Below are 20,477 nucleotides of genomic sequence, written 5' to 3' on the forward strand. Positions count from 1 at the left end.
TGGACAGAAAACAGGAAAATGGGCCTTATTCAGACAATATTTGATTTTCGTGGGGCCGATCATACGCCGACCATTAGACACGCAGAATAGTTTACATCAGAAATCTGACTCTGTCAAGCGGTATTTCCCAGGAAAATCAGAAGAAGGACATCTGACTGCTCTCAGGCAGATTGCCCAGTGCGCCGGCCTGCCGCAGCAGATCCACCACCGACTTGGAAATCTTTGCACGGGAAACCACCTCGTCTGCCGAGAGGAATTCCCCTTCCGCCGCTGCTTCCATGATGTTGCGGGCAGCGTTTTCACCCAGTCCCTTGAGGGCTGTGAAGGGCAGACGGATCTTGCCGTCCTCACAGCGGTACTTGGTGGCGTGGGACTTGTAGAGATCCACCGGCAGGAATTCATAACCCCGTGCCATCATCTCACACATGATCTGCAGCACAGTGAACTGATCGTCCTCCTTGGTGGTACGCTCATTGCCCAGCTTCTTGAGCTCCTGCATCCGCAAGCGTGCGGTGGAAAGTCCCCGCACAGCCGCTTCGGCATCAATATCGCCGCCGCGGATGGTGAAGTAGGTGGCATAGTATTCCAGCGGGCGGTGGAGCTTGTACCAGCCCAGCCGGATCGCCGCAATTACATACGCCGCCGCATGCGCCTTCGGGAACATATACTTGATCTTCTTACAGCTTTCGATGTACCAATCCGGAACACCATGCTCCTTCATGGCTGTGATATGCTCCTCGGTGAGCTGGGTGGCAGCCTTACCCTTTCGGGTGATCTCCATGATCTTGAAGGCCATGGACGGCTCCAGTCCCTTGCCCAGCAGATAAGTCATAATGCTGTCACGGGTACCGATTACATTGGAAATGGTACAGGTGCCCTCCTTGATGAGCTCCTGGGCATTGCCGGTCCATACATCGGTACCATGGGACAGTCCCGAAATCTGCAGCAGGTCGGAGAAGGTCTTGGGCTGGGATTCAATGAGAATCTGACGCACAAAGTTGGTGCCCATCTCCGGCAGGGACAGCGTACCGGTATTGCAGTCGATCTCCTCCTCGGTGACGCCCAGCGCCGCCGGGGACGTGAACAGGCTGTATACCGCCTCATCACTGGTATCCACCTCCATTACCGGAATGCCGGTCATATCCTCCAGATGCTTATAGAAGGTGGGCACATCGTGTCCGAGAATATCCAGTTTGAGGATGGTATCATGGAGGGAATGGAAGTCGAAGTGGGTGGTGACGATGTCCGAATCCGGGTCATCCGCCGGATGCTGCACCGGAGTGAAATCGTAGACCTCGTAGTCATTGGGCACAACAACCATGCCGCCCGGATGCTGACCGGTGGTGCGCTTGACACCGGTACAGCCCAGAGTCAGGCGCTGTTCTTCATAGCGGTTCACATGGAGCCCCCGCTCCTCATTGTAGCGGCGCACATAGCCAAAAGCTGTCTTTTCCGCCACAGTGGAGATGGTTCCCGCCTTGAACACATGGGAGGAACCGAACAGCTCCTCGGTATATTTATGGGCCTGGGACTGATATTCACCCGAGAAGTTCAGGTCGATATCCGGCTGTTTGTCGCCGTTGAAGCCCAGGAAGGTTTCAAAGGGGATATTGTGACCATCCCGGTTCATGGGAGTGCCGCAGTGCGGACAGTTCTTGGGGGGCAGGTCAAAGCCCGACTGCACCGAACCATCGGTGAAGAACTCACTGTGCTTGCAGTTGGGGCAGACATAGTGGGGCATCAGCGGATTGACCTCCGAAATACCCGCCATGGTCGCCACAAAGGAGGAGCCTACACTGCCTCGGGAGCCGACATGGTAGCCATTGGATTCCGACTTGAACACCAGCTTCTGGGCAATGATGTAGAGCACCGCGAAACCGTGCTTGATAATGGAGGTGAGCTCCCGATCCAGGCGGTCCCGGACAATATCCGGCACCGGATCACCATAGATTTCCTTGGCCTTTTCCCAGGTGATGCGCTGGAGTTCCTCCTCCGAGCCCTCAATATACGGCGTATAGGTGCCATCGGGGATGGGCTTGATCTTTTCGATGCTGTCGGCGATCTTGTTGGTGTTTTCCACCACCACTTCATAGGCCTTTTCCTCGCCGAGATAGGAGAACTCCTCCAGCATCTCATCGGTGGTCTTGAAGTAGAGCGGCGCCTGCTCCGAGGCGTCCTTGAAGCCCTGGCCTGCCATGAGGATCTCCCGGAACTTGGCGTCCTCCGGCTCCAGGAAGTGGACATCGCCGGTGGCAACCACCGGTTTATGGAGCTTCTCGCCGATCTTGACAATGGTGCGGTTCATATCCCGCAGCTGCTCCACCGAATTGACCGAGCCATTGCGGTAGAGAAACATATTGTTCCCGATGGGCTGGATCTCCAGGTAGTCATAGTCCTTGGCGATCTCACACAGCTCGTTGAAGCTCTTGCCGTCCACAATCCCTCGGAACAGCTCGCCCGATTCACAGGCAGAGCCCAGCAGCAGTCCCTCCCGGTGCTTAAAGATCTCACTCTTGGGCATCCGGGGACGCTTGTAGAAGTAATTGAGATGGGACATGGAGATGAGCTTGTAGAGATTCTTGAGGCCGGTGAGGTTCTGCACCAGGATACAGATGTGGTAGGACGGCAGTTTCTTGACATCCACCACGGTAATGCCGGTATTGATCTGGTCCACTGCCATGATCTGCTTTTCCTCCTGCATGATCTTGGCTTCCGCCAGGAAGATCCCCGCCAGGGTGCGGGCATCGTCACAGGCCCGGTGGTGATGGAAATCCGCCAGTTTCAGATGCTTGGCAATGGTGTCCAGCTTGTGATTCTTGAGGTTGGGGAACAGCGCCCGGGAGATGGGCACTGTATCCACATAGGTATACTGCAGCTTGATCCCGTGCCGGGCTGCCGCCGCCTTGAGGAAGGAGGAGTCAAAGGGGGCATTGTGCGCCACCAGGACAGCATCCTCCCGCCCGATGAAGTCCATGAACATCCGCAGGGCTTCCTCTTCCAGAGGAGCATCCGCCACCATCTCATCGGTGATGCTGGTGAGCTTGACCACCTCATCGGGGATGCGCTTCTCAGGATTGACGAAGGTGTCAAATTCCTCCAGCACTTCCCCGTTCTTCACCCGGACCGCGCCGATTTCGGTCATGCGCTCCAGACCGGCAGAAAGGCCGGTGGTCTCCAGGTCGAAGATGATGAACTCGCCGTCAAAGGCCTCCTTGGATTTCCCCACCACAGCGGGCACCATATCATTGACCAGATAGCCCTCCACGCCGTAGAGGATCTTCATCTCCTTGCCCGACTTTTCCACCGCCTTCTGGGCATTCATGGCATCGGGATAGGCCTGGGCCACGCCATGGTCGGTGATGGCAACGGCGGTATGACCGAAATAGGCCGCCCGCTGCACCAGCTTGTCCGCCGGGGTCATGCCGTCCATCGAGGACATATTGGTATGCAGATGCAGTTCCACCCGCTTTTTCTCGCTGGTATCCTGCCGGTATGTACGCTTCACCAACGCAATGGAATCAGGACGCAGCAGCAGTTCCTTTTCAAAGGTGTCCAACATGACCTTGCCGCTGGTGAGAATGGTCTTGCCTGGCTTGAGGGTATCATCGATCAGATGCGCCTTCTCCGCCGACACGATGGTCTTGAGGGCAAAGGAGTTGGTATAATCGGTGAACAGGATCTTGTAGATCACCTTGGTTTCGTCCCGGGTGACATGCTTGTCAGTCTGGAACACATCGCCCCAGACTGTCACCTGGATCTCCTCCTCCATGGCGTCGGACAGCGGAATGGGACGCTCCCCAATGGGCTTGCCCATGATGACCGTCATTTCGTCCGCCTGGAAGGGCAGCCCCGAGGCGTCAAACCGGATGGGCGCCGCCTTGGGCTCGTCCAGCAGACGGCTGTCGCTCCGGCGTCCGCCGCCCGAACGGTTCCAGCCGCCGTTGCCATTGCCGCCTCCGTTCCAGCCTCCATTGCCGCCGTTCTGGGCAGGGGCCGGACGGGAAGGCGCCGGTGCAGCCGGGCGGGGCGGAGCCTTGGGAATGGCTGCTTCCGCCGCCTCCATGGTCTTGCGGTAGATCTCCTGATTGGACTCCAGATCCAGCACGCCGGTGAACTCCACTGTGATCTGCCGCCCGAACTCCTGTTCCAGGATCTCGGAGATCACCCGGGCACAGTTCTCCCGCTCGAGCCACTCATAGCCGCCATGGGCCAGGGAGATGGTGAGATGGTCGTCTGCCAGCTCAGCGGTGGCGCCGTCAAAGAAGCCGTTGATATGCTTGCCTGCCGCCCGGAGGGTATCTGCCAGGCTGGGCAGATAGGCCACGGTGAGCTGATCTGCCGGATACCGGGGCAGAAGCAGCACCCGTCCCAGCTGCAGCGCAGTCCGGAGCTGGGCCTGCACCTGCAGCAGCACCGATTTTTCCAGTACATTGGCAAAGCGCAGCTGAGCCGTCAGCTCCCTGCGCTGGGTGTGAATATGAAGATGCTCGATCTCACCGGCAGCCACCGCCGCCGGGAGATCAGGCAGATAGGTTCCAAATACATCGCTGAATGTTTTCAAGATCCACGGTCTCCGTTTCCATTACAGTTCCTCGATAAACCGCAGCAAAGTGGGAAGGATTTCCGCCTCCGGCACCTTGCAGACGATCTCGCCTTTCTTAAAGAGCAGCCCGACACCATCGCCGCAGGCAATGCCCACATCAGCTTCCCGGGCCTCGCCGGGGCCGTTGACAGCACAGCCCATCACAGCCACAGTCAGCCGCTTGGGACAGTCTGCCAGGGCAGCTTCCACCTGCTCCGCCAGGCTGATGAGGTTGACCCGGGTGCGTCCGCAGGTGGGACAGGACACCACCGTAACCCCCTGTGTTCCCCGACCCGAGGCCTTGAGAATATCCCGGGCAGCGGCGATCTCGGTGACCGGATCAGCCGTGAGGGATACCCGGATGGTATCGCCGATGCCATCCGCCAGCAGCGAACCAATGCCGATTGCCGACTTCACCAGTCCCATCCGGGCAGTACCGGCCTCGGTGACGCCCAGATGCAGCGGGCAGTCAAAGACTTCGGCTGCCATGCGGTAGGCATCCAGCATGGTCTTGACATTGGAGTGCTTCAGGGAGAGCACATAGTCATAGAAATGCTCCTGCTCCAGCAGCTGGATGTGCCGCCGGGCGCTCTCCACCATGGCTTCCGCGGTGGGGCCGCCGTACTTTTCCCAGAGCTCCCGCTCCAGTGAACCGCCGTTGACCCCGATGCGGATGCTCACGCCGGCTCCCCGGCACTTTTCCACCACGGCACGCACCCGGTCCTCCCCGCCGATGTTGCCGGGGTTGATGCGGATCTTGTCGGCACCTGCGTCCACCGAGGCCAGAGCCAACCGGTAGTCAAAGTGGATGTCCGCCACAATGGGACAGGCCACGCTGTTTTTGAGCGCCGTGAGGGTGGCAGCAGCGGCTGTATCCGGCACAGTGGCACGGATGATCTCACAGCCGGCAGCTTCCAGTGCCTGCGCCTGTGCAATCGAAGCGGCGGCATCATGGGGATCGGTGTTGAGCATCGACTGGATGGACACCGGCGCATCGCCGCCGATGAGGATATTCCCTGCCCGCACAGTGCGGCAGGGGCGTCTGTATGCAGGCATAGCCCTCTCCTTTCTGCCCCCTTCCGGGGCCACGGTCAGATGAGTTTGAGTATATCGTTAAAGGTCACAAAGACCATCAGGGCCATCAGAGCCAGCAAGCCAGCCATATTGATATAGCCCTCAATGTTGGGATTGAGCCGTTTGCGCCGGATCATCTCCAGCAGTACAAAGGCAATGCGTCCGCCGTCCAGAGCCGGCAGCGGCAGGAGATTGAATACACCCAGGTTGATGGTGATCACACCCACCATAATGGCAAACTGATCCAGGCCCATGGCTGCCGATTCGCCGATGGCTCCGGCTACGCCCACCGGTCCGGACATCTGTTCCACGCCATACCGGTCGGTGAACACCAGATCCCACAGGGAGAACCACACCTGCTTGGTGAGGGAAATGGTCCAGTCCAGTGCATAGACCGGCACATTGATGAGGTTCTTCTCCTCACCCACTACGATAAAGTCGATGGTGACCATATCCACACCCTGGACATTCACCATCTTGAAGTGCACATCCGAAATGGAAACCTGTTCGCCGTCCCGCAGCACAACCACATCCATGATGCCGTCGTCCTCCCGGGACAGATAGAAGGAAATGTCATTGGCAGTATGCACCCGATGACCGTCCATGGAAACAATCCGGTCGCCGGGTTCAAAATACTGGGAAGTGACTGCGTCCTCATCAAAGGAATGGAGCACCGGAGTGGCAATGGCATTCCCCGAGGCAGTCAGCCCCAGCACGATCAAATAGCCCAGCAGCAGGTTCATAGCCGGTCCGGCCGCCATGATGATCAGCCGCTGCCAGGGCTTTTTATTGCAGAACGCCCGGCTGTCGGGATTCTCGCCTTCCTCCTCACCCTCCATGCTCACAAATCCGCCCACCGGCAGCGCCCGCAGCGCATAGGTGGTCTCCCCTTTCTGGGTGGACCACACCGTGGGGCCCATACCGATGGCGAACTCATTGACCTTGACTCCGAACTTCTTTGCCGCAATGAAATGTCCGAATTCATGGATCAGAATGAGCGTTCCAAATACAAAAATTGCGATGATCGCTGTGAGAAGGGTATTCAAACCGGAAATCACTCCTTTGTGGAAATATACTGCCGGGCACACGCCCGGGCTGCCTGATCCGCTGCCAGGATCTCCGGCAGTGTATAGGCATCACTGCCCGGATCAACATGATCCAGGGCATACCGCACCGTCCGGGCAATGGCGCCGAAGGAGATCTCTCCCCGGAGGTAGGCATGGACTGCCTCCTCATTGGCGCCGTTGAGGATACAGGGGTGCAGTCCGCCCTGGGTAATGGCTTCGATTGCCATCGCCAGACAGGGGAACTCCTGCAGATCCGGCGGATAAAAGGTCATTTTCCCCACATCGGTGAGGCTCAGGTGCTTCACCGTACTGGGACAGCGATGGGGATAGGTCAGCGCATACTGGATCGAGAGCTTCATATCCGGATCGCTGAGCTGTGCCATGACCGAGCCGTCCTCAAACTCCACTGCCGAATGGATGATGGTTTCGGGGTGGACAATCACTTCAATCTGCTCCGGACGCACACCGAAGTTCCAGATGCACTCGATGAATTCCAGACCCTTATTCATGAGGGTGGCGGAATCCACTGTGATCTTCTGCCCCATGTTCCATTTGGGATGGGCCAGTGCCTTGGCAACCTCCGCATGCTCGGTTTCTGCCCGGGTCTTTCCGAAGAACGGACCGCCCGAAGCAGTGAGCAGGATCGTTTTTATTTTGTTTTGTTCCTCGCCCTGTATGCACTGGAAGATGGCTGTGTGTTCGCTGTCTACCGGGATCAGCCGTCCGCCGCAGCGCCGGGCTGTATCGGTGATGAGCCGTCCGCCTGCCACCAGCGTCTCCTTGTTGGCAAGGGCCACAGTCTTGCCCGCCTCCAGAGCCGCCAGGGTCGGACGCAGTCCCACCATACCGCTGAGGGAATTGAGAACCAGTTCTGCCTCGGGCATCGAAGCCGCCTGACAGAGCCCTTCCTCCCCTTCCAGCACGGTAATTCCGGTGCCGGCAAGTTCTTCCCGCAGCCGGGCTGCCGCAATTTTATCGTACATAACAGCGTAGCGAGGAAGAAACTCCCTCGCCTGCGCCGCAATGCCGTCCACATCACGGTTGGCTGTGATGGCGACGACTGAATATCCAAGATGTCTGCACACATCCAGTGCCTGTGTGCCAATGGAGCCGGTAGAGCCCAGAATCGCAATTTGTTTCAAATAAACCACCCGATCTTACTCTATTCAACTGGATGCCGTTTCATACTCAAAGCTGGATCAGCGGCAGGTATACCGACAGCAGGAACACAGCCGGCAACACAAACAGTACGCTGTCAAACCGGTCCATGATTCCGCCGTGTCCCGGCATGATGGAGCCATAATCCTTGACGCCGTACTGCCGCTTGAGCACCGATGCCGAGAGATCTCCCAGAATGCTGGAGGCAGTCAGTACCGGCGAGAGCAGAGCAATGCGCAGGTAGTTAACCTCCACCGGGACTCCGAGGATCTCGGTGACGCCTTCGGCATACATCCAGGAGAACAGCAGGGTGAATACCAGGGCAGTTACCGCGCCGCCGATGGCACCTTCCACGGTCTTTTTGGGGCTGATCTTCGGGGACATCTTATGCTTGCCGAACTTGAGACCGGCAAAATAGGCGCCGGTATCTGCCATCCAGGCTGCCATCAGGGCAAATACTGTATAGTAAAAGCCCTGTACAATTCCCCGGTGATCCCGGATGCCGATGATAGTCGACAGGGACAGCGGGATCAGGATACAGATGAACACCGTCATGGCAACTTCTTCCACATGCATTTTTTCATGCCGGGCCAGAAGCAGGCAGAACAGTGCCACAATAAAGGCATAGATAATGATGGGCAGCACAGCCCGGATCGCCGCGATCCGGGAAAAGGGGATCAGGACGGAAAAGATCAGGCCGATGCCGGTGAGAGTACGGCTGCCCGAATCAATGACATGCAGTACCTCACCCACAGCCAGCAGGGAAATCACTGAAACTGCCAGATTCAGTGCCCATGTATCGAATTTAGCCAGCACCACAGCCAATACACAAAGACCTACACAGGCTGTGATGATTCTCTGCTTCAAGATGAAATCCCTCCAAAACGCCGGCTTCGCCGCTGAAATTCCGCTATGGCCCGATCCAGATCTCCCGGGGTAAAATCAGGCCAGAGCACATCCATAAAGACAAACTCCGCATAGGCTCCCTGCCAGAGCAGGAAGTTGGAGATCCGCTGTTCCCCGCTGGGACGGATAATGAGATCCACCGGCGGCTGACCCGCTGTATACATCAGGCTGTCCACCAGTGCCTCATCCACCGCTTCGGGGGTGAGAGTTCCCTGCCGGGCCAGGCTCACTGCCTGCTGCACCGCATGGACGATCTCATGCCGTCCGCCGTAATTGAGGGCAATATTGACAGTGATGCCCTCCCGTCCGGCGGTGCGCTCCTGCACATCCGTGATGCGCTGCCGGAGATCCTCTGCCAGCGGCGCCATATCCCCGATAAAGCGCAGGACACCCTGCTCCTCATCGCTGTGGCGCTCCAGCTCATCCAGATAGTCCCGGAGCAGGTTCATGATCGCATCGATCTCACTCTGGGGACGCTTCCAGTTCTCGGTGGAAAAGGCATAGACTGTCAGATACCGGATTCCGATGCTCCGGCAGTACCGCACGATCTCCCGGAAGGTACGGGCGCCCTGTTTGTGTCCGGCGGAACGGGGCAGACCCCGTTTCTGGGCCCAGCGACCATTGCCGTCCATGATAATTCCGATATGTTCCGGCAGCATGCCGCCTGTTTGCTTCTGTTCCGCCATGCGGGGTACTCCTTTTTTACTTCCGGCTGTATGCTCAGATCTCGAGAATTTCCTTGGACTTGGCTGCTGCCATCTCATCGATCTGCTTGCAGTACTTGTCAGTCAGGTCCTGGGTTTCCTTTTCAATGGCCTTGAGATCATCTTCGGTCAGTTCGCCCGACTTCTTCATGGCCTTGAACTTATCCATGGCATCCCGGCGGATGTTGCGGATTACAACCTTGGCATCCTCACCCTGCTTGGAAATACCCTTGCTCAGTTCCTTACGGCGTTCCTCAGTGAGAGGCGGGAATACCAGACGGATCACACTGCCATCGTTCTGGGGATTGATGCCGATATCCGAAGTCTGGATCGCCTTTTCGATCTCCTTCAGAGTGCTGCGGTCCCAGGGCTGAATGGTGAGAGTACGGGCTTCGGTTACCGATACTGCTGCCATCTGGTTGATGGGAGTGGGAGCGCCGTAATATTCTACGGTTACCTTGTCCAGCACGGCAGGGTTGGCACGACCGGCCCGGATGGCGGCATAATCCTTTGCCAGGATATCCACCGACTTGTTCATCTTTTCATCATATACCTTGAGATTCGAGTTCATACTGTTATGCCTCCTTGACTATTGTACCCACATCTTCGCCGCAAACCGCACGGACAATATTGTGGGGATCTTCCAGACTGAATACCATGACAGGGATATGGTTATCTTTGCACATGGTGGCGGCGGTGAGATCCATTACTGCCAGATCCTTTGCCAGCATCTCACTGAAGGAGAGTTCCTCATACCGTACCGCATCATCATACTTATGGGGGTCCTTGTCATAAACGCCATCCACCAGAGTGGCCTTGAGGATAATATCGGCATTGATCTCAGCCGCACGCAGCGAAGATGCTGTATCGGTGGAGAAGAAAGGACTTCCCACGCCGCAGCCGAAGATTACTACCCTGCCCTTTTCCAGATGCCGTACCGCACGGTTGCGGATATAGGGCTCGGCAACCGAAGTCATGGCGATGGCAGTCTGAACCCGTACATCCACGCCCATGGACTCCAGTGCGTCACAGAGGGCGAGGGCATTGATCACAGTAGCCAGCATACCCATGTGATCTGCCCGGGTACGGTCCATGCTGCCGCTGGAACGGCCCCGCCAGAAGTTGCCTCCGCCGACTACGATTGCCACTTCCACACCCAGATCCACACATTCCTTGATGGATCTGCAGATGGAAAGCACTGTATTGTCGTAATCAATTCCCACATGACCATCACCGGCCAGGGCTTCGCCGCTCAGTTTGAGCAGGACTCGCTTGTATTTGGGCTCCATACCTGTCACTCCTATCGTTTCATTACATGGCGGACTCTGCCACGATACTACCCATATTTTACCCTAATCCGCCACTGCTGTAAAGAACATTTTACCGTCCGGACAGCTGTCTTGACCGCGCATTCCGGACACATTCCGGTTTATTATATAATCTTTCCCGGTTAAAATCAACCGCCGGTTCCGGTCTTTCCAGCAGGAAACTTTATTTTTAACAAAAAAGCCCATACGGAGCTTTTTCTTCCGCATGGACTTTTTCTGCGTATCACAGGTTCGGCTGTGGATTATTCCTTCTCGAACATATCCTTGCCTACGCCGCACAGCGGGCAGACATAATCGTCCGGGAGATCCTCCCACTTGGTGCCAGCAGCGATGCCGTTATCGGGCTCGCCTACTGCCTCGTCATAGATATAACCGCAAACGGTGCAAACATACTTTGCCATAATAATTACCTCCTAAATTTTTCTCAGTCCCTGAATCGGGCCGCTGCATATATGATACCATATATGCCCGCCTATATTATAAACAAATCAGGAACGATTTACAAATACTTTTTCAAATATTTTCCCGTGTAGGAACGATCGCAGGCTGCAACCTCCTCGGGAGTGCCGCAGATCAGCACTTCGCCGCCCCGGTCGCCGCCTTCGGGACCCAGATCGATGATGTGATCCGCCACCTTGATGATGTCCAGGTTGTGCTCGATCACCACAATGGTATTGCCCGCATCCACCAGGCGGTCCAGTACCTTCACCAGCATGTGCACATCGGCAGTATGCAGGCCGGTGCTGGGTTCATCCAGCACATAGATGGTGCGTCCGGTGGGACGGCGGGAGAGCTCGGTTGCCAGCTTGACCCGCTGGGCCTCGCCGCCGGACAGGGTGGTTGCCGCCTGTCCCAGCTTCACATAGCCCAGACCTACATCGTAGAGGGTCTGGAGCTTGCGGCGGATCTTCTGGTGGTTCTCGAAGAAGGCCAGCGCCTCCTCCACCGTCATCTCCAGCACATCGTAGATATTCTTGCCCCGGTACTTGACCTCCAGGGTCTCCCGGTTGTAGCGCTTGCCCTTGCACACTTCACAGGGGACATAGATGTCCGGCAGGAAGTGCATCTCGATCTGGATAATGCCGTCGCCGTCACAGGCTTCGCACCGTCCGCCCTTGACATTGAAGGAGAACCGGGACGAATTGTAGCCGCGCATCTTGGCGTCATTGGTCTGGGCGAACACCTCCCGGATGTCGGTGAACACGCCGGTGTAGGTCGCCGGGTTGGAACGGGGGGTCCGTCCGATGGGGGACTGGTCGATGTTGATGATCTTGTCCAGCTCCTCCACGCCCAGAATATCCTTGTGCTTGCCGGGACGGGTCTTGGCACCGTTGAGCCGGGCCGCCAGCGACTTGTAGAGAATCTCGTTGATCAGCGAGCTCTTGCCCGAGCCGGATACGCCGGTGACCACATTGAAGCAGCCCAGCGGAATCTGGACATCCACATTCTTGAGGTTGTTTTCCCGGGCACCCCGGATGGTGAGGAACTTGCCGTTTCCGGGACGGCGCTGGGCAGGCACTTCGATCTTCTTTGCGCCCGAGAGGTACTGTCCGGTCACCGATTCGGGACAGGCCATGATGTCCTCGGCGGTACCGGCTGCCACCACATTGCCGCCGTGGACGCCGGCACCCGGGCCGATGTCCACGATGTAATCCGCAGCCCGGATGGTATCCTCATCGTGTTCCACCACGATGACAGTATTGCCCAGGTCCCGCAGCCGCTGCAGGGTGGCAATGAGCCGGTCGTTATCCCGCTGGTGCAGGCCGATGCTCGGCTCGTCCAGGATATACAGCACGCCCATCAGGGAGGAACCGATCTGGGTCGCCAGACGGATGCGCTGGCTCTCGCCACCCGAGAGGGTCGCTGCCGACCGGGCCAGGGTCAGATAGTCCAGGCCCACATTCACCAGGAAGCCCAGACGGGAGCGGATCTCCTTGAGCACCTGACCGGCAATGAGCTGTTCCCGTTCGGTGAGCTCCAGATGGTTGATGAACTCCAGCTCGTCCCCCACCGACATCTCACAGAACTGGTTGATGTTGATGCCGCCGACTGTTACAGCCAGCGCCTCCTTCTTCAGGCGGGCGCCATGGCACTCGGGGCATTCGATGCTGCTCATCCAGCCGGCGATCTCCTCCCGCATCCAGTTGCTGCTGGTCTCCCGGAAGCGCCGCTCCAGATTGTTGACAATGCCCTCGAAATCGGTGCTGTATGCCCCCTTCATGGTGCCGGTTTCCCGGCGGATGGTCAGCTTTTCGCCGCCGTTTCCGTAGAGCAGGATATCCACTACCTTTTTGGGCAGATCCTTGATCGGGGTATCCAGCGAGAAGCCGTAGTGCTCTGCCAGGCCCTCATAGTACATCTGGGCCATACCGCCCTCGGCAAAGTACCAGCCGCTGGCCTTGATGGCGCCCTGCCGGATGGAGAGCTCCTTATTGGGGATCACCAGATCGGGGTCGATCTTCATGAAGGTGCCCAGACCGGTACACTTGGGACAGGCACCGGCGGGGTTATTGAAGGAGAACATCCGCGGGGTGAGCTCCTCGATGCTGACACCGTGATCCACACAGGCATACTGCTGGGAGAAGGTGATGTCCTCACCGTCGATGACATTCACCACCGCAATGGTGCCGGTGAGGCCCAGGGCAGTTTCCAGCGAATCCGCCAGACGGGAACGGATCTCCTCCTTGACTACCAGACGGTCCACCACAATCTCGATGGTGTGCTTCTTGTTCTTCTCGAGCTTGATCTCCTCCGAGAGGTCGTAGAGATTGCCGTCCACCCGCACCCGGACATAACCGCTGCGCCGGGCCGATTCAAACTCCTTGGCGTGCTCGCCCTTGCGCTGGCGCACCACCGGAGCCAGGATCTGAATCCGGGTTCCCTCCGGCAGGGACAGCACCCGGTCCACCATCTGATCCACCGTCTGCTGCTCGATCACCTTGCCGCAGATGGGACAGTGCGGAATACCGATCCGGGCATAGAGCAGACGCAGATAGTCGTAGATCTCGGTGACGGTACCCACAGTGGAACGGGGGTTCTTGGAAGTGGTTTTCTGGTCGATGGAAATCGCCGGGGAAAGGCCTTCGATATAGTCCACATTGGGCTTTTCCATCTGTCCCAGGAACTGCCGGGCATAGGAGGAAAGGCTCTCCATATACCGGCGCTGTCCGTCAGCGTAGATGGTATCGAACGCCAGCGAACTCTTGCCCGAACCGGACAGGCCGGTGAATACCACCAGCTTGTCCCGGGGGATCTCCAGGTCAATATTTTTCAGGTTGTGCTCCTTGGCACCCTTGATGATGATTTTATCCTTTGCCACAATAAGCCTCCCGACTTACTTCTGTTCCTTGAGCTTCTTGATCTTGTCACGCAGATAGGCCGCATGCTCGAATTCCAGCATCTTGGCGGCATTCTGCATCTCCAGCGTCAGCTGCTGGATCATCGCCTGGCGCTCGGCAGCGCTCATGCGCTTCTTCTTCCCCTTGGACTCTGCCGACTCCTTGGTGGAGATCTCCAGAATTTCCCGGACATCCTTCTTGATGGTCTGGGGGGTGATGCCGTGCTCCTCGTTGTATTTCTGCTGGATGGCCCGGCGGCGGAGCGTTTCGGTGATCGCCCGCTCCATCGATCCGGTGACTGCATCCGCATACATGATGACTTTGCCATGGTCATTCCGGGCGGCGCGTCCGATGGTCTGGATCAGCGAGGTTTCACTGCGCAGGAAGCCCTCCTTGTCCGCATCGAGGATCGCCACCAGCGATACCTCGGGAATATCCAGGCCCTCACGCAGCAGGTTGATGCCCACCAGCACATCGTATTCGCCCAGGCGCAGATCCCGGATCAGCTCCATACGCTCAATGGTGTCCACATCGTGGTGCATGTACCGGATGCGCACGCCGAGGTTTTCCAGATAGGTGGTGAGATCCTCCGCCATCTTCTTGGTGAGGGTGGTCACCAGCACCCGCTCGCCCACTGCCACCCGGGCATTGATCTCCGAGAGCAGGTCGTCGATCTGGCCATCCACCGGACGGACCTCCACCATCGGGTCGAGCAGGCCGGTGGGACGGATCACCTGTTCCACGATCTGGGTGCTGTGTTCCTTCTCCAGCTCACCCGGGGTCGCCGACACATAGATGATCTGGTTGAGCTTGTTGTAGAACTCGTCAAAGTTCAGCGGACGGTTGTCCAGCGCCGACGGCAGCCGGAATCCATAGTCCACCAGGGTCTGCTTCCGGGAGCGGTCGCCGCCGTACATGCCCCGCACCTGGGGCAGCGTCACATGGCTTTCGTCCACGAAGAGCAGGAAGTCCTCGGGGAAGTAGTCCAGCAGCGTATAGGGAACCGATCCCGCCGGACGCCGGGACAGCACCCGGGAATAGTTCTCAATGCCCTTGCAGAAGCCGATCTCGGTGAGCATTTCAATATCGTAGTTGGTGCGCTCGGCAATGCGCTGGGCTTCGATGAGCTTGCCCTGTTCCCGGAAGAACTTCACCCGCTCATCTGCCTCGGCCCTGAGGTCCTCAATGGCCTCCTTCATCTTGTCTGCCGGCACGATGTAATGGGACGCCGGATAGATCGCCGCATGGCTGACAAAGTTCTTCACCTCACCGGTGATGGTGTTGATCTCCGAGATGCGGTCCACCTCATCGCCGAAGAACTCCACCCGCACCGCTGTATCCGACTGATAAGCCGGGAAGATCTCCACCACATCGCCCCGCACCCGGAACTTGTTGCGGATAAAGTTGATGTCGTTGCGCTCATACTGCAGCTCCACCAGCTTTTTGGTGAGATAGTCCCGCTCCATGGTCATGCCCTTGCGCAGGGAGATCACCATGTTGCGGTAGTCGATGGGGTCGCCCAGGGTGTAGATGCAGGATACACTCGCCACAATGATGACATCCCGCCGCTCGGACAGGGACGAAGTCGCCGAATGCCGCAGCTTTTCGATCTCATCATTGATGGCGCTGTCCTTTTCTATATAGGTATCGGTCCCGGGGATATAGGCCTCGGGCTGATAGTAGTCGTAGTAGGATACAAAGTATTCCACCGCGTTGTTGGGGAAAAACTCCTTGAACTCACTGCAGAGCTGGGCTGCCAGCGTCTTGTTGTGGGCCAGCACCAGGGTGGGACGGTTCACCTTGGCTATGACATTCGCCATAGTAAAGGTCTTGCCCGAGCCGGTTACACCCAGCAGGGTCTGTTCCTTGTCCCCGGCCAGCACCCCCGCTGCCAGCTTTTCAATGGCCTGGGGCTGGTCACCGGTGGGTTTATAGGGGGATACCAGTTCAAACCGGTCCTTTTCTGCCATGGGTTCACTCTCCTTTCCCGCATCAGCAGTTCCGCCCCGGCCCTCCAGTGAGGCCGCGGCGGCAGAATTTCAGAACAAATGTTCATTCCTTACTATATCACACAAGCCCTGGCTGTGCAAGGGCATTTTCGTTTTGTCACCGGTTCAGGAAGCCGGAATCCCGGAAGGAAACACAGTCCTCGCCAGATACGACAATGTGGTCCACCACCGAAACCGACAACGGCCCCAGCGCCCGAATCACTTCCCGGGTGGTATCGATGTCCGCCCGGGACGGCAGGGCGAACCCGGATGGGTGGTTGTGCGCCATGATCACAAAGCTGGCGTGCACAGCCAACACCTTTTCCACGATCTGCCGCACAAACACCGGCACACTGTCCAGAGTGCCCTCACTGAGGATTCCGCAGTAGTTCACCCGGCGGCGTCCGTCCAGGCAGACCAGATAGAAGGTCTCCACCGTGCGCCCGGCAAACTTGGGGAGCAGATAGCGGCAGATCTCATCGGTGGACTGGAGCACCACACCGCCCCGGTTGGCATCGTCCAGATAGGGACGCACCACCGCCGCGAACAGCTTGATGAGGGTGGCGGCATGCTGTCCCACACCCTTGACCTGGCAGAGATTTTCCACACTGGCGTTCATCACGCCGGACAGGGAACCGAAGGTATCCAGCAGCCGGTGGGCTGTGGGATTGGTGTCACCCTGGGGAATGGCATAGAACAGCATCAGCTCCAGGATATTCACCGGGTCGAAGCTGTCCAGTCCCTCCTGGAGAAAGCGCTCCTTCAGGCGCTGGCGATGCTGTCTGTGATCCACATCATTCTGCGGCATGATTGGCGGCCTCCTCCCTGCTGTGCCATAAAAAGGCATGTTCTCTGTCCTATTTTAGCATATCCCGCCGCCATAGGAAAGTGACATAGTGACATTTTCCCGGGCGGGTGGTATGATGAGGGGAGAACATCACAGGAGGACTTTGCATGAGGAGCTTTACCATCCGGGAGAACGATGCCGGACAGCGCATGGACAAATTCATCACCAAGGCGGTGCCGCTGCTGCCCAAAAGCCTGATGTACAAATATCTTCGTCTGAAACGCATCAAGTTAAACGGCAAGCGGTGTGAAATCTCCACCCGCCTGACTGCCGGCGATGTGGTGGAGATGTACATCGGCGATGAATTCTTCGATACCGCCCCGGAGGAGAGCTTCCGTTTTGCCGGGCCGATGGTGCCCATCGTCTATGAGGACGAGCACCTGCTGCTGGTGAACAAGCCTGCCGGTCTGGTGGTGCATGGGGACGAGAGCCAGACCCCGGACACCCTCATTGGGCGCATTCTGCGGTATCTGGCAGAAAAGGGAGAATACGACCCGGCAACGGAACAGAGCTTTACCCCCTCCCTGTGCAACCGCATCGACCGCAACACCTCCGGTCTGGTGATCTGTGCCAAGACCGCCGCCGCCCTGCGGGTGATGAATGAGAAGATCAAGCTGCGCCAGATCGACAAACGCTACCGCTGTCTGGTACACGGCACCCCCAAGCCGGCAGAGGGGCGCATTGAACTGTTTATGCGCAAGCGTTCGGACGAAAACCGCATCGAGGTGTTCCATCACCCGGTGCCGGACGGGCGCACCATGATCACCGAATACAAGGTGCTGGACAGCAATGGGCGCTATTCGCTGCTGGAGGTGCACCTCATCACCGGACGCACCCATCAGATCCGTGCCACCATGGCGGAGATCGGTCACCCGCTGGTGGGCGAAGGCAAATACTCCTCCATGAAGAACGATCTGGGCTTTCGGTTCCAGGCGCTCTGTGCCTGGTCGCTCACCTTCCGGTTTGAAGGGGACAGCGCCCCGCTGGACTACCTGAACGGACGCACCTTCACCGTGGGAGAGGACCCCTTTGCCCGCTATCTCCGGGACAGGAAGTGATGCTGCCATGCAGATCCACCGCATCACAGCCCGGCAGGCGCTCAACCATGTGGGCGGCGACCCCTATGACTATGACCTCAACATCTACCGGGGCTGTGCCCACCGGTGCCGGTACTGCTTTGCCATCTACTCCCAGGAGTTCCTGAAACCCCAGGCCGGGGAGACCAACTTCTTTGAGGACATCTTCATCAAGGAAAACATCGTGGAACTGCTGGAACGGCGGCTGGCCTCCCCGCACTGGAACGGGGCGGTGATCAACATCGGCGGAGTCACCGACAGCTATCAGCCGGTGGAGGCCCGGGAAAAGCGGATGCCCGAGATCCTGCGCCTGATGATCCGCTACCGCAATCCCATCACCATCTCCACCAAGTCGGTGCTGATGCTCCGGGATCTGGATCTCTTTGATGAGCTCTCCCGGCTGACCTATGTGGGCATCGCCTCCACCGTCACCACCCTGGACGAACCGGTGCGGCGGGTGATCGAACCCGGCGCCGCTCCTTCTCGGGCCCGGCTGGAGATGCTCCGGGAATTTGCCCGGTGCACCCGGGCTGTGGTGGGAGTCCACTCCATGCCGGTGATCCCTCTCATCACCGACAGCACCGAAAACCTCACCGGGCTGATCGAAGCCACCCGGGAGATCGGCGCTGACTACTGGCTGCCCGGCACCCTGAATCTCCGGGGACTGACCCGGGGCACGTTCTTTGACTGTGTGCGGCAGAACTTCCCCGATGTGGAAGCGGGTCTGGCACGGCTCTACGCCTCCGGACACCTGGACCGGGAATACCGCCGGATGCTCTATGAGAAGATCCGGGCGCTCACAGCCTTTTACGGAGTCAGCACCGACTATCACCGCAAGCTGCGGGAATGGGAGGAACAGACCCGGGGCACCCAGCTCTCGCTGTTCTGAGCTGTAAAAAAGCCCCTTGACAAGATGCGAATCACTGCTATAATGGCAGTTGTTGCGGAGGGTGAATCATTCACTTTGAAATGAGGAGCTGGATAAGCAGTCAGGCTGGAACGCCTGCTGTTTATCCGGCTCTTTTTTGTTTGTCCGCAAAAGTATCTGAAAAAGGGGTTTGGAATCATCATGGATCTTCTCACCGGAAATATCCGGACCATCTATCTGCGCTATCTCAGCGCCGCCTTCGGCAGTGCCATGATCAGCTCCATCTACGGGCTGGTGGATACCGCCATGGTGGGGCAGTACCAGGGGCCGGACGGCGCCGCCGCTCTGGCCATATTCGCGCCCATCTGGAACATCATTTACAGCCTGGGGCTGCTCGCCGGCATCGGTGGCTCGATCCTCTTTGCCGCCGCCCGGGGCAGCCGGAACGACGGCACCGAGAACCGCTTCTTCACTGCCGCTGTGCTGCTCTGCGCCGGGCTTTCGGCGCTCTGCTGGGGGCTGATCCTCCTGCTGCCGGAACCCATGCTGCGGCTGTTCGGCGCCGATGACGCTCTGCTCCCGCTGGCGATGGAATACCTGCGCCCGGTCTCCTTCGCCGTGCCGGTCTTTCTGTTCAACCAGCTGCTCTCCGCCTTCCTGCGCAATGACAGCCGTCCGGGTCTCACCACCGCCGCTGTGCTTGCCGGCGGTATCTTCAATGTCGCCGGGGATTACTGCTTCATCTTCCTGCTGGATATGGGCATCTACGGCGCGGGACTTGCCACCTCCCTGGGAGCCATCATTCAGCTGTGCATTCTGCTCTCCCACTTCTTCTCCCGGCACTGCACCCTCCGGCTCATGCCCGCTCCCGGGCTGCCCGGACTGTTCGGACGCATCGCCGCTGCCGGATTCTCCTCCTTCTTCATCGATGTCGCCATGGGCATTCTCACCATGCTCTTCAACCGTCAGATCATGCGCCTGCTCGGCTCGGACGCCCTGGCGGTCTACGGCATCATCGTCAATGTCAGCACCATTGTCCAGTGCTGCGGTTACAGTGTGGGACAGGCGGCCCAGCCCATCCTCTCCCAGAACTTCGGTGCCGGGCTCTATTCCCGCATCCGGCAGCTCCTGCGCCTGGCTGTCACCGCCTCGATCTGCTTCGGCATCGCCTGGACCGCGGCAGTCTGGGCTGCTCCCCTGGCCTTCGTGAAGGTCTTTATGGCGCCCTCGCCGGAAGTCCTCGCCATCGCTCCGGCAATTCTCCGGGCCTATGCCCTCTCCTTCCTGCTGCTCCCTCTCAACATCTTCTCCACCTACTTCTTCCAGTCGGTCCTCCGGGCGGAGCTCTCCTTCGGTATCGCCGTGTCCCGGGGCGCCCTCATCAGCGGCTCGCTGATCCTGCTGCTTCCGGCACTTCTCGGCCCCGATGCCATCTGGTACGCCATGCCGCTCACCGAAGTGCTCGTCTTTCTGGCAGTGGCAGCGCTGCTCCGGCGGACCGTCCGCTCGATGGAAGCAGCCCCCGCGCAATAAAAAATCCC

15 protein-coding genes are annotated in these 20,477 nt (G+C 58.5%); 3 read left to right on the plus strand and 12 right to left on the minus strand.

The features are described 5' to 3' along the window. Positions 1-136 precede the first annotated feature (136 nt). From H9X81_RS10855 to H9X81_RS10910, 12 genes are all read right to left on the minus strand, one after another. Entirely contained in the window at positions 137-4,561 is a 4,425-nt protein-coding gene (locus H9X81_RS10855; RefSeq protein WP_204721968.1) for a PolC-type DNA polymerase III, read from the minus strand. Between the two features lie 21 nt (positions 4,562-4,582). Beyond that, on the minus strand, positions 4,583-5,638 hold the full coding sequence (gene ispG / locus H9X81_RS10860) for a flavodoxin-dependent (E)-4-hydroxy-3-methylbut-2-enyl-diphosphate synthase (protein ID WP_204721970.1): 1,056 nt from the start codon (positions 5,636-5,638) through the stop codon (positions 4,583-4,585). A gap of 35 nt (positions 5,639-5,673) precedes the next feature. Next, positions 5,674-6,702: a M50 family metallopeptidase gene (locus H9X81_RS10865; RefSeq protein ID WP_204721972.1), complete on the minus strand. Its 1,029-nt coding sequence runs from the start codon at positions 6,700-6,702 to the stop codon at positions 5,674-5,676. Between the two features lie 8 nt (positions 6,703-6,710). Continuing rightward, positions 6,711-7,874: a 1-deoxy-D-xylulose-5-phosphate reductoisomerase gene (locus H9X81_RS10870; protein WP_430673036.1), complete on the minus strand. Its 1,164-nt coding sequence runs from the start codon at positions 7,872-7,874 to the stop codon at positions 6,711-6,713. A gap of 37 nt (positions 7,875-7,911) precedes the next feature. Continuing rightward, on the minus strand, positions 7,912-8,748 hold the full coding sequence (locus H9X81_RS10875) for a phosphatidate cytidylyltransferase (protein WP_204721976.1): 837 nt from the start codon (positions 8,746-8,748) through the stop codon (positions 7,912-7,914). Further along, positions 8,745-9,473 carry a polyprenyl diphosphate synthase gene (uppS, locus tag H9X81_RS10880; protein ID WP_204721978.1) on the minus strand — a complete coding sequence of 243 codons (729 nt, stop codon included), beginning with the start codon at positions 9,471-9,473 and terminating at the stop codon, positions 8,745-8,747. The genes H9X81_RS10875 and uppS overlap by 4 nt, the downstream gene beginning before the upstream one ends. 34 nt (positions 9,474-9,507) lie before the next feature. Further along, complete coding sequence (gene frr, locus H9X81_RS10885; RefSeq protein WP_177503786.1) at positions 9,508-10,062, minus strand: ribosome recycling factor; 555 nt, start codon at positions 10,060-10,062, stop codon at positions 9,508-9,510. 4 nt (positions 10,063-10,066) lie between these two features. Beyond that, positions 10,067-10,780 (minus strand): UMP kinase, encoded by a 714-nt coding sequence (gene pyrH / locus H9X81_RS10890; protein WP_177503784.1) that lies wholly within the window; start codon positions 10,778-10,780, stop codon positions 10,067-10,069. A gap of 281 nt (positions 10,781-11,061) precedes the next feature. Then, positions 11,062-11,220, minus strand: coding sequence for a rubredoxin (rd, locus tag H9X81_RS10895; RefSeq protein WP_191392715.1), 159 nt, complete (start codon positions 11,218-11,220; stop codon positions 11,062-11,064). Between the two features lie 98 nt (positions 11,221-11,318). Next, positions 11,319-14,138, minus strand: coding sequence for an excinuclease ABC subunit UvrA (gene uvrA, locus H9X81_RS10900; protein WP_204721980.1), 2,820 nt, complete (start codon positions 14,136-14,138; stop codon positions 11,319-11,321). Positions 14,139-14,153: 15 nt separating this feature from the next. Beyond that, complete coding sequence (uvrB, locus tag H9X81_RS10905) at positions 14,154-16,127, minus strand: excinuclease ABC subunit UvrB (RefSeq protein ID WP_177504483.1); 1,974 nt, start codon at positions 16,125-16,127, stop codon at positions 14,154-14,156. A 136-nt stretch (positions 16,128-16,263) separates the two neighbouring features. Further along, positions 16,264-16,953, minus strand: coding sequence for a JAB domain-containing protein (locus tag H9X81_RS10910; protein ID WP_204721982.1), 690 nt, complete (start codon positions 16,951-16,953; stop codon positions 16,264-16,266). Positions 16,954-17,099: 146 nt separating this feature from the next. On the opposite strand from H9X81_RS10910, the gene H9X81_RS10915 reads away from it, so the two are divergent. The 3 genes from H9X81_RS10915 (at position 17,100) to H9X81_RS10925 (ending at position 20,469) form a co-directional block, all read left to right on the plus strand. Beyond that, positions 17,100-18,050, plus strand: a complete 951-nt coding sequence (locus H9X81_RS10915; RefSeq protein ID WP_204721984.1) for an RluA family pseudouridine synthase — start codon at positions 17,100-17,102, stop codon at positions 18,048-18,050. Positions 18,051-18,057: 7 nt separating this feature from the next. Then, on the plus strand, positions 18,058-18,957 hold the full coding sequence (locus H9X81_RS10920; RefSeq protein ID WP_204721986.1) for an SPL family radical SAM protein: 900 nt from the start codon (positions 18,058-18,060) through the stop codon (positions 18,955-18,957). A gap of 180 nt (positions 18,958-19,137) precedes the next feature. After that, on the plus strand, positions 19,138-20,469 hold the full coding sequence (locus tag H9X81_RS10925) for an MATE family efflux transporter (RefSeq protein WP_204721988.1): 1,332 nt from the start codon (positions 19,138-19,140) through the stop codon (positions 20,467-20,469). Positions 20,470-20,477 lie beyond the last annotated feature (8 nt).

Source organism: Hydrogenoanaerobacterium saccharovorans, assembly GCF_016901815.1.
In the GTDB taxonomy this organism is placed as follows: domain Bacteria; phylum Bacillota; class Clostridia; order Oscillospirales; family Ruminococcaceae; genus Avimicrobium; species Avimicrobium caecorum.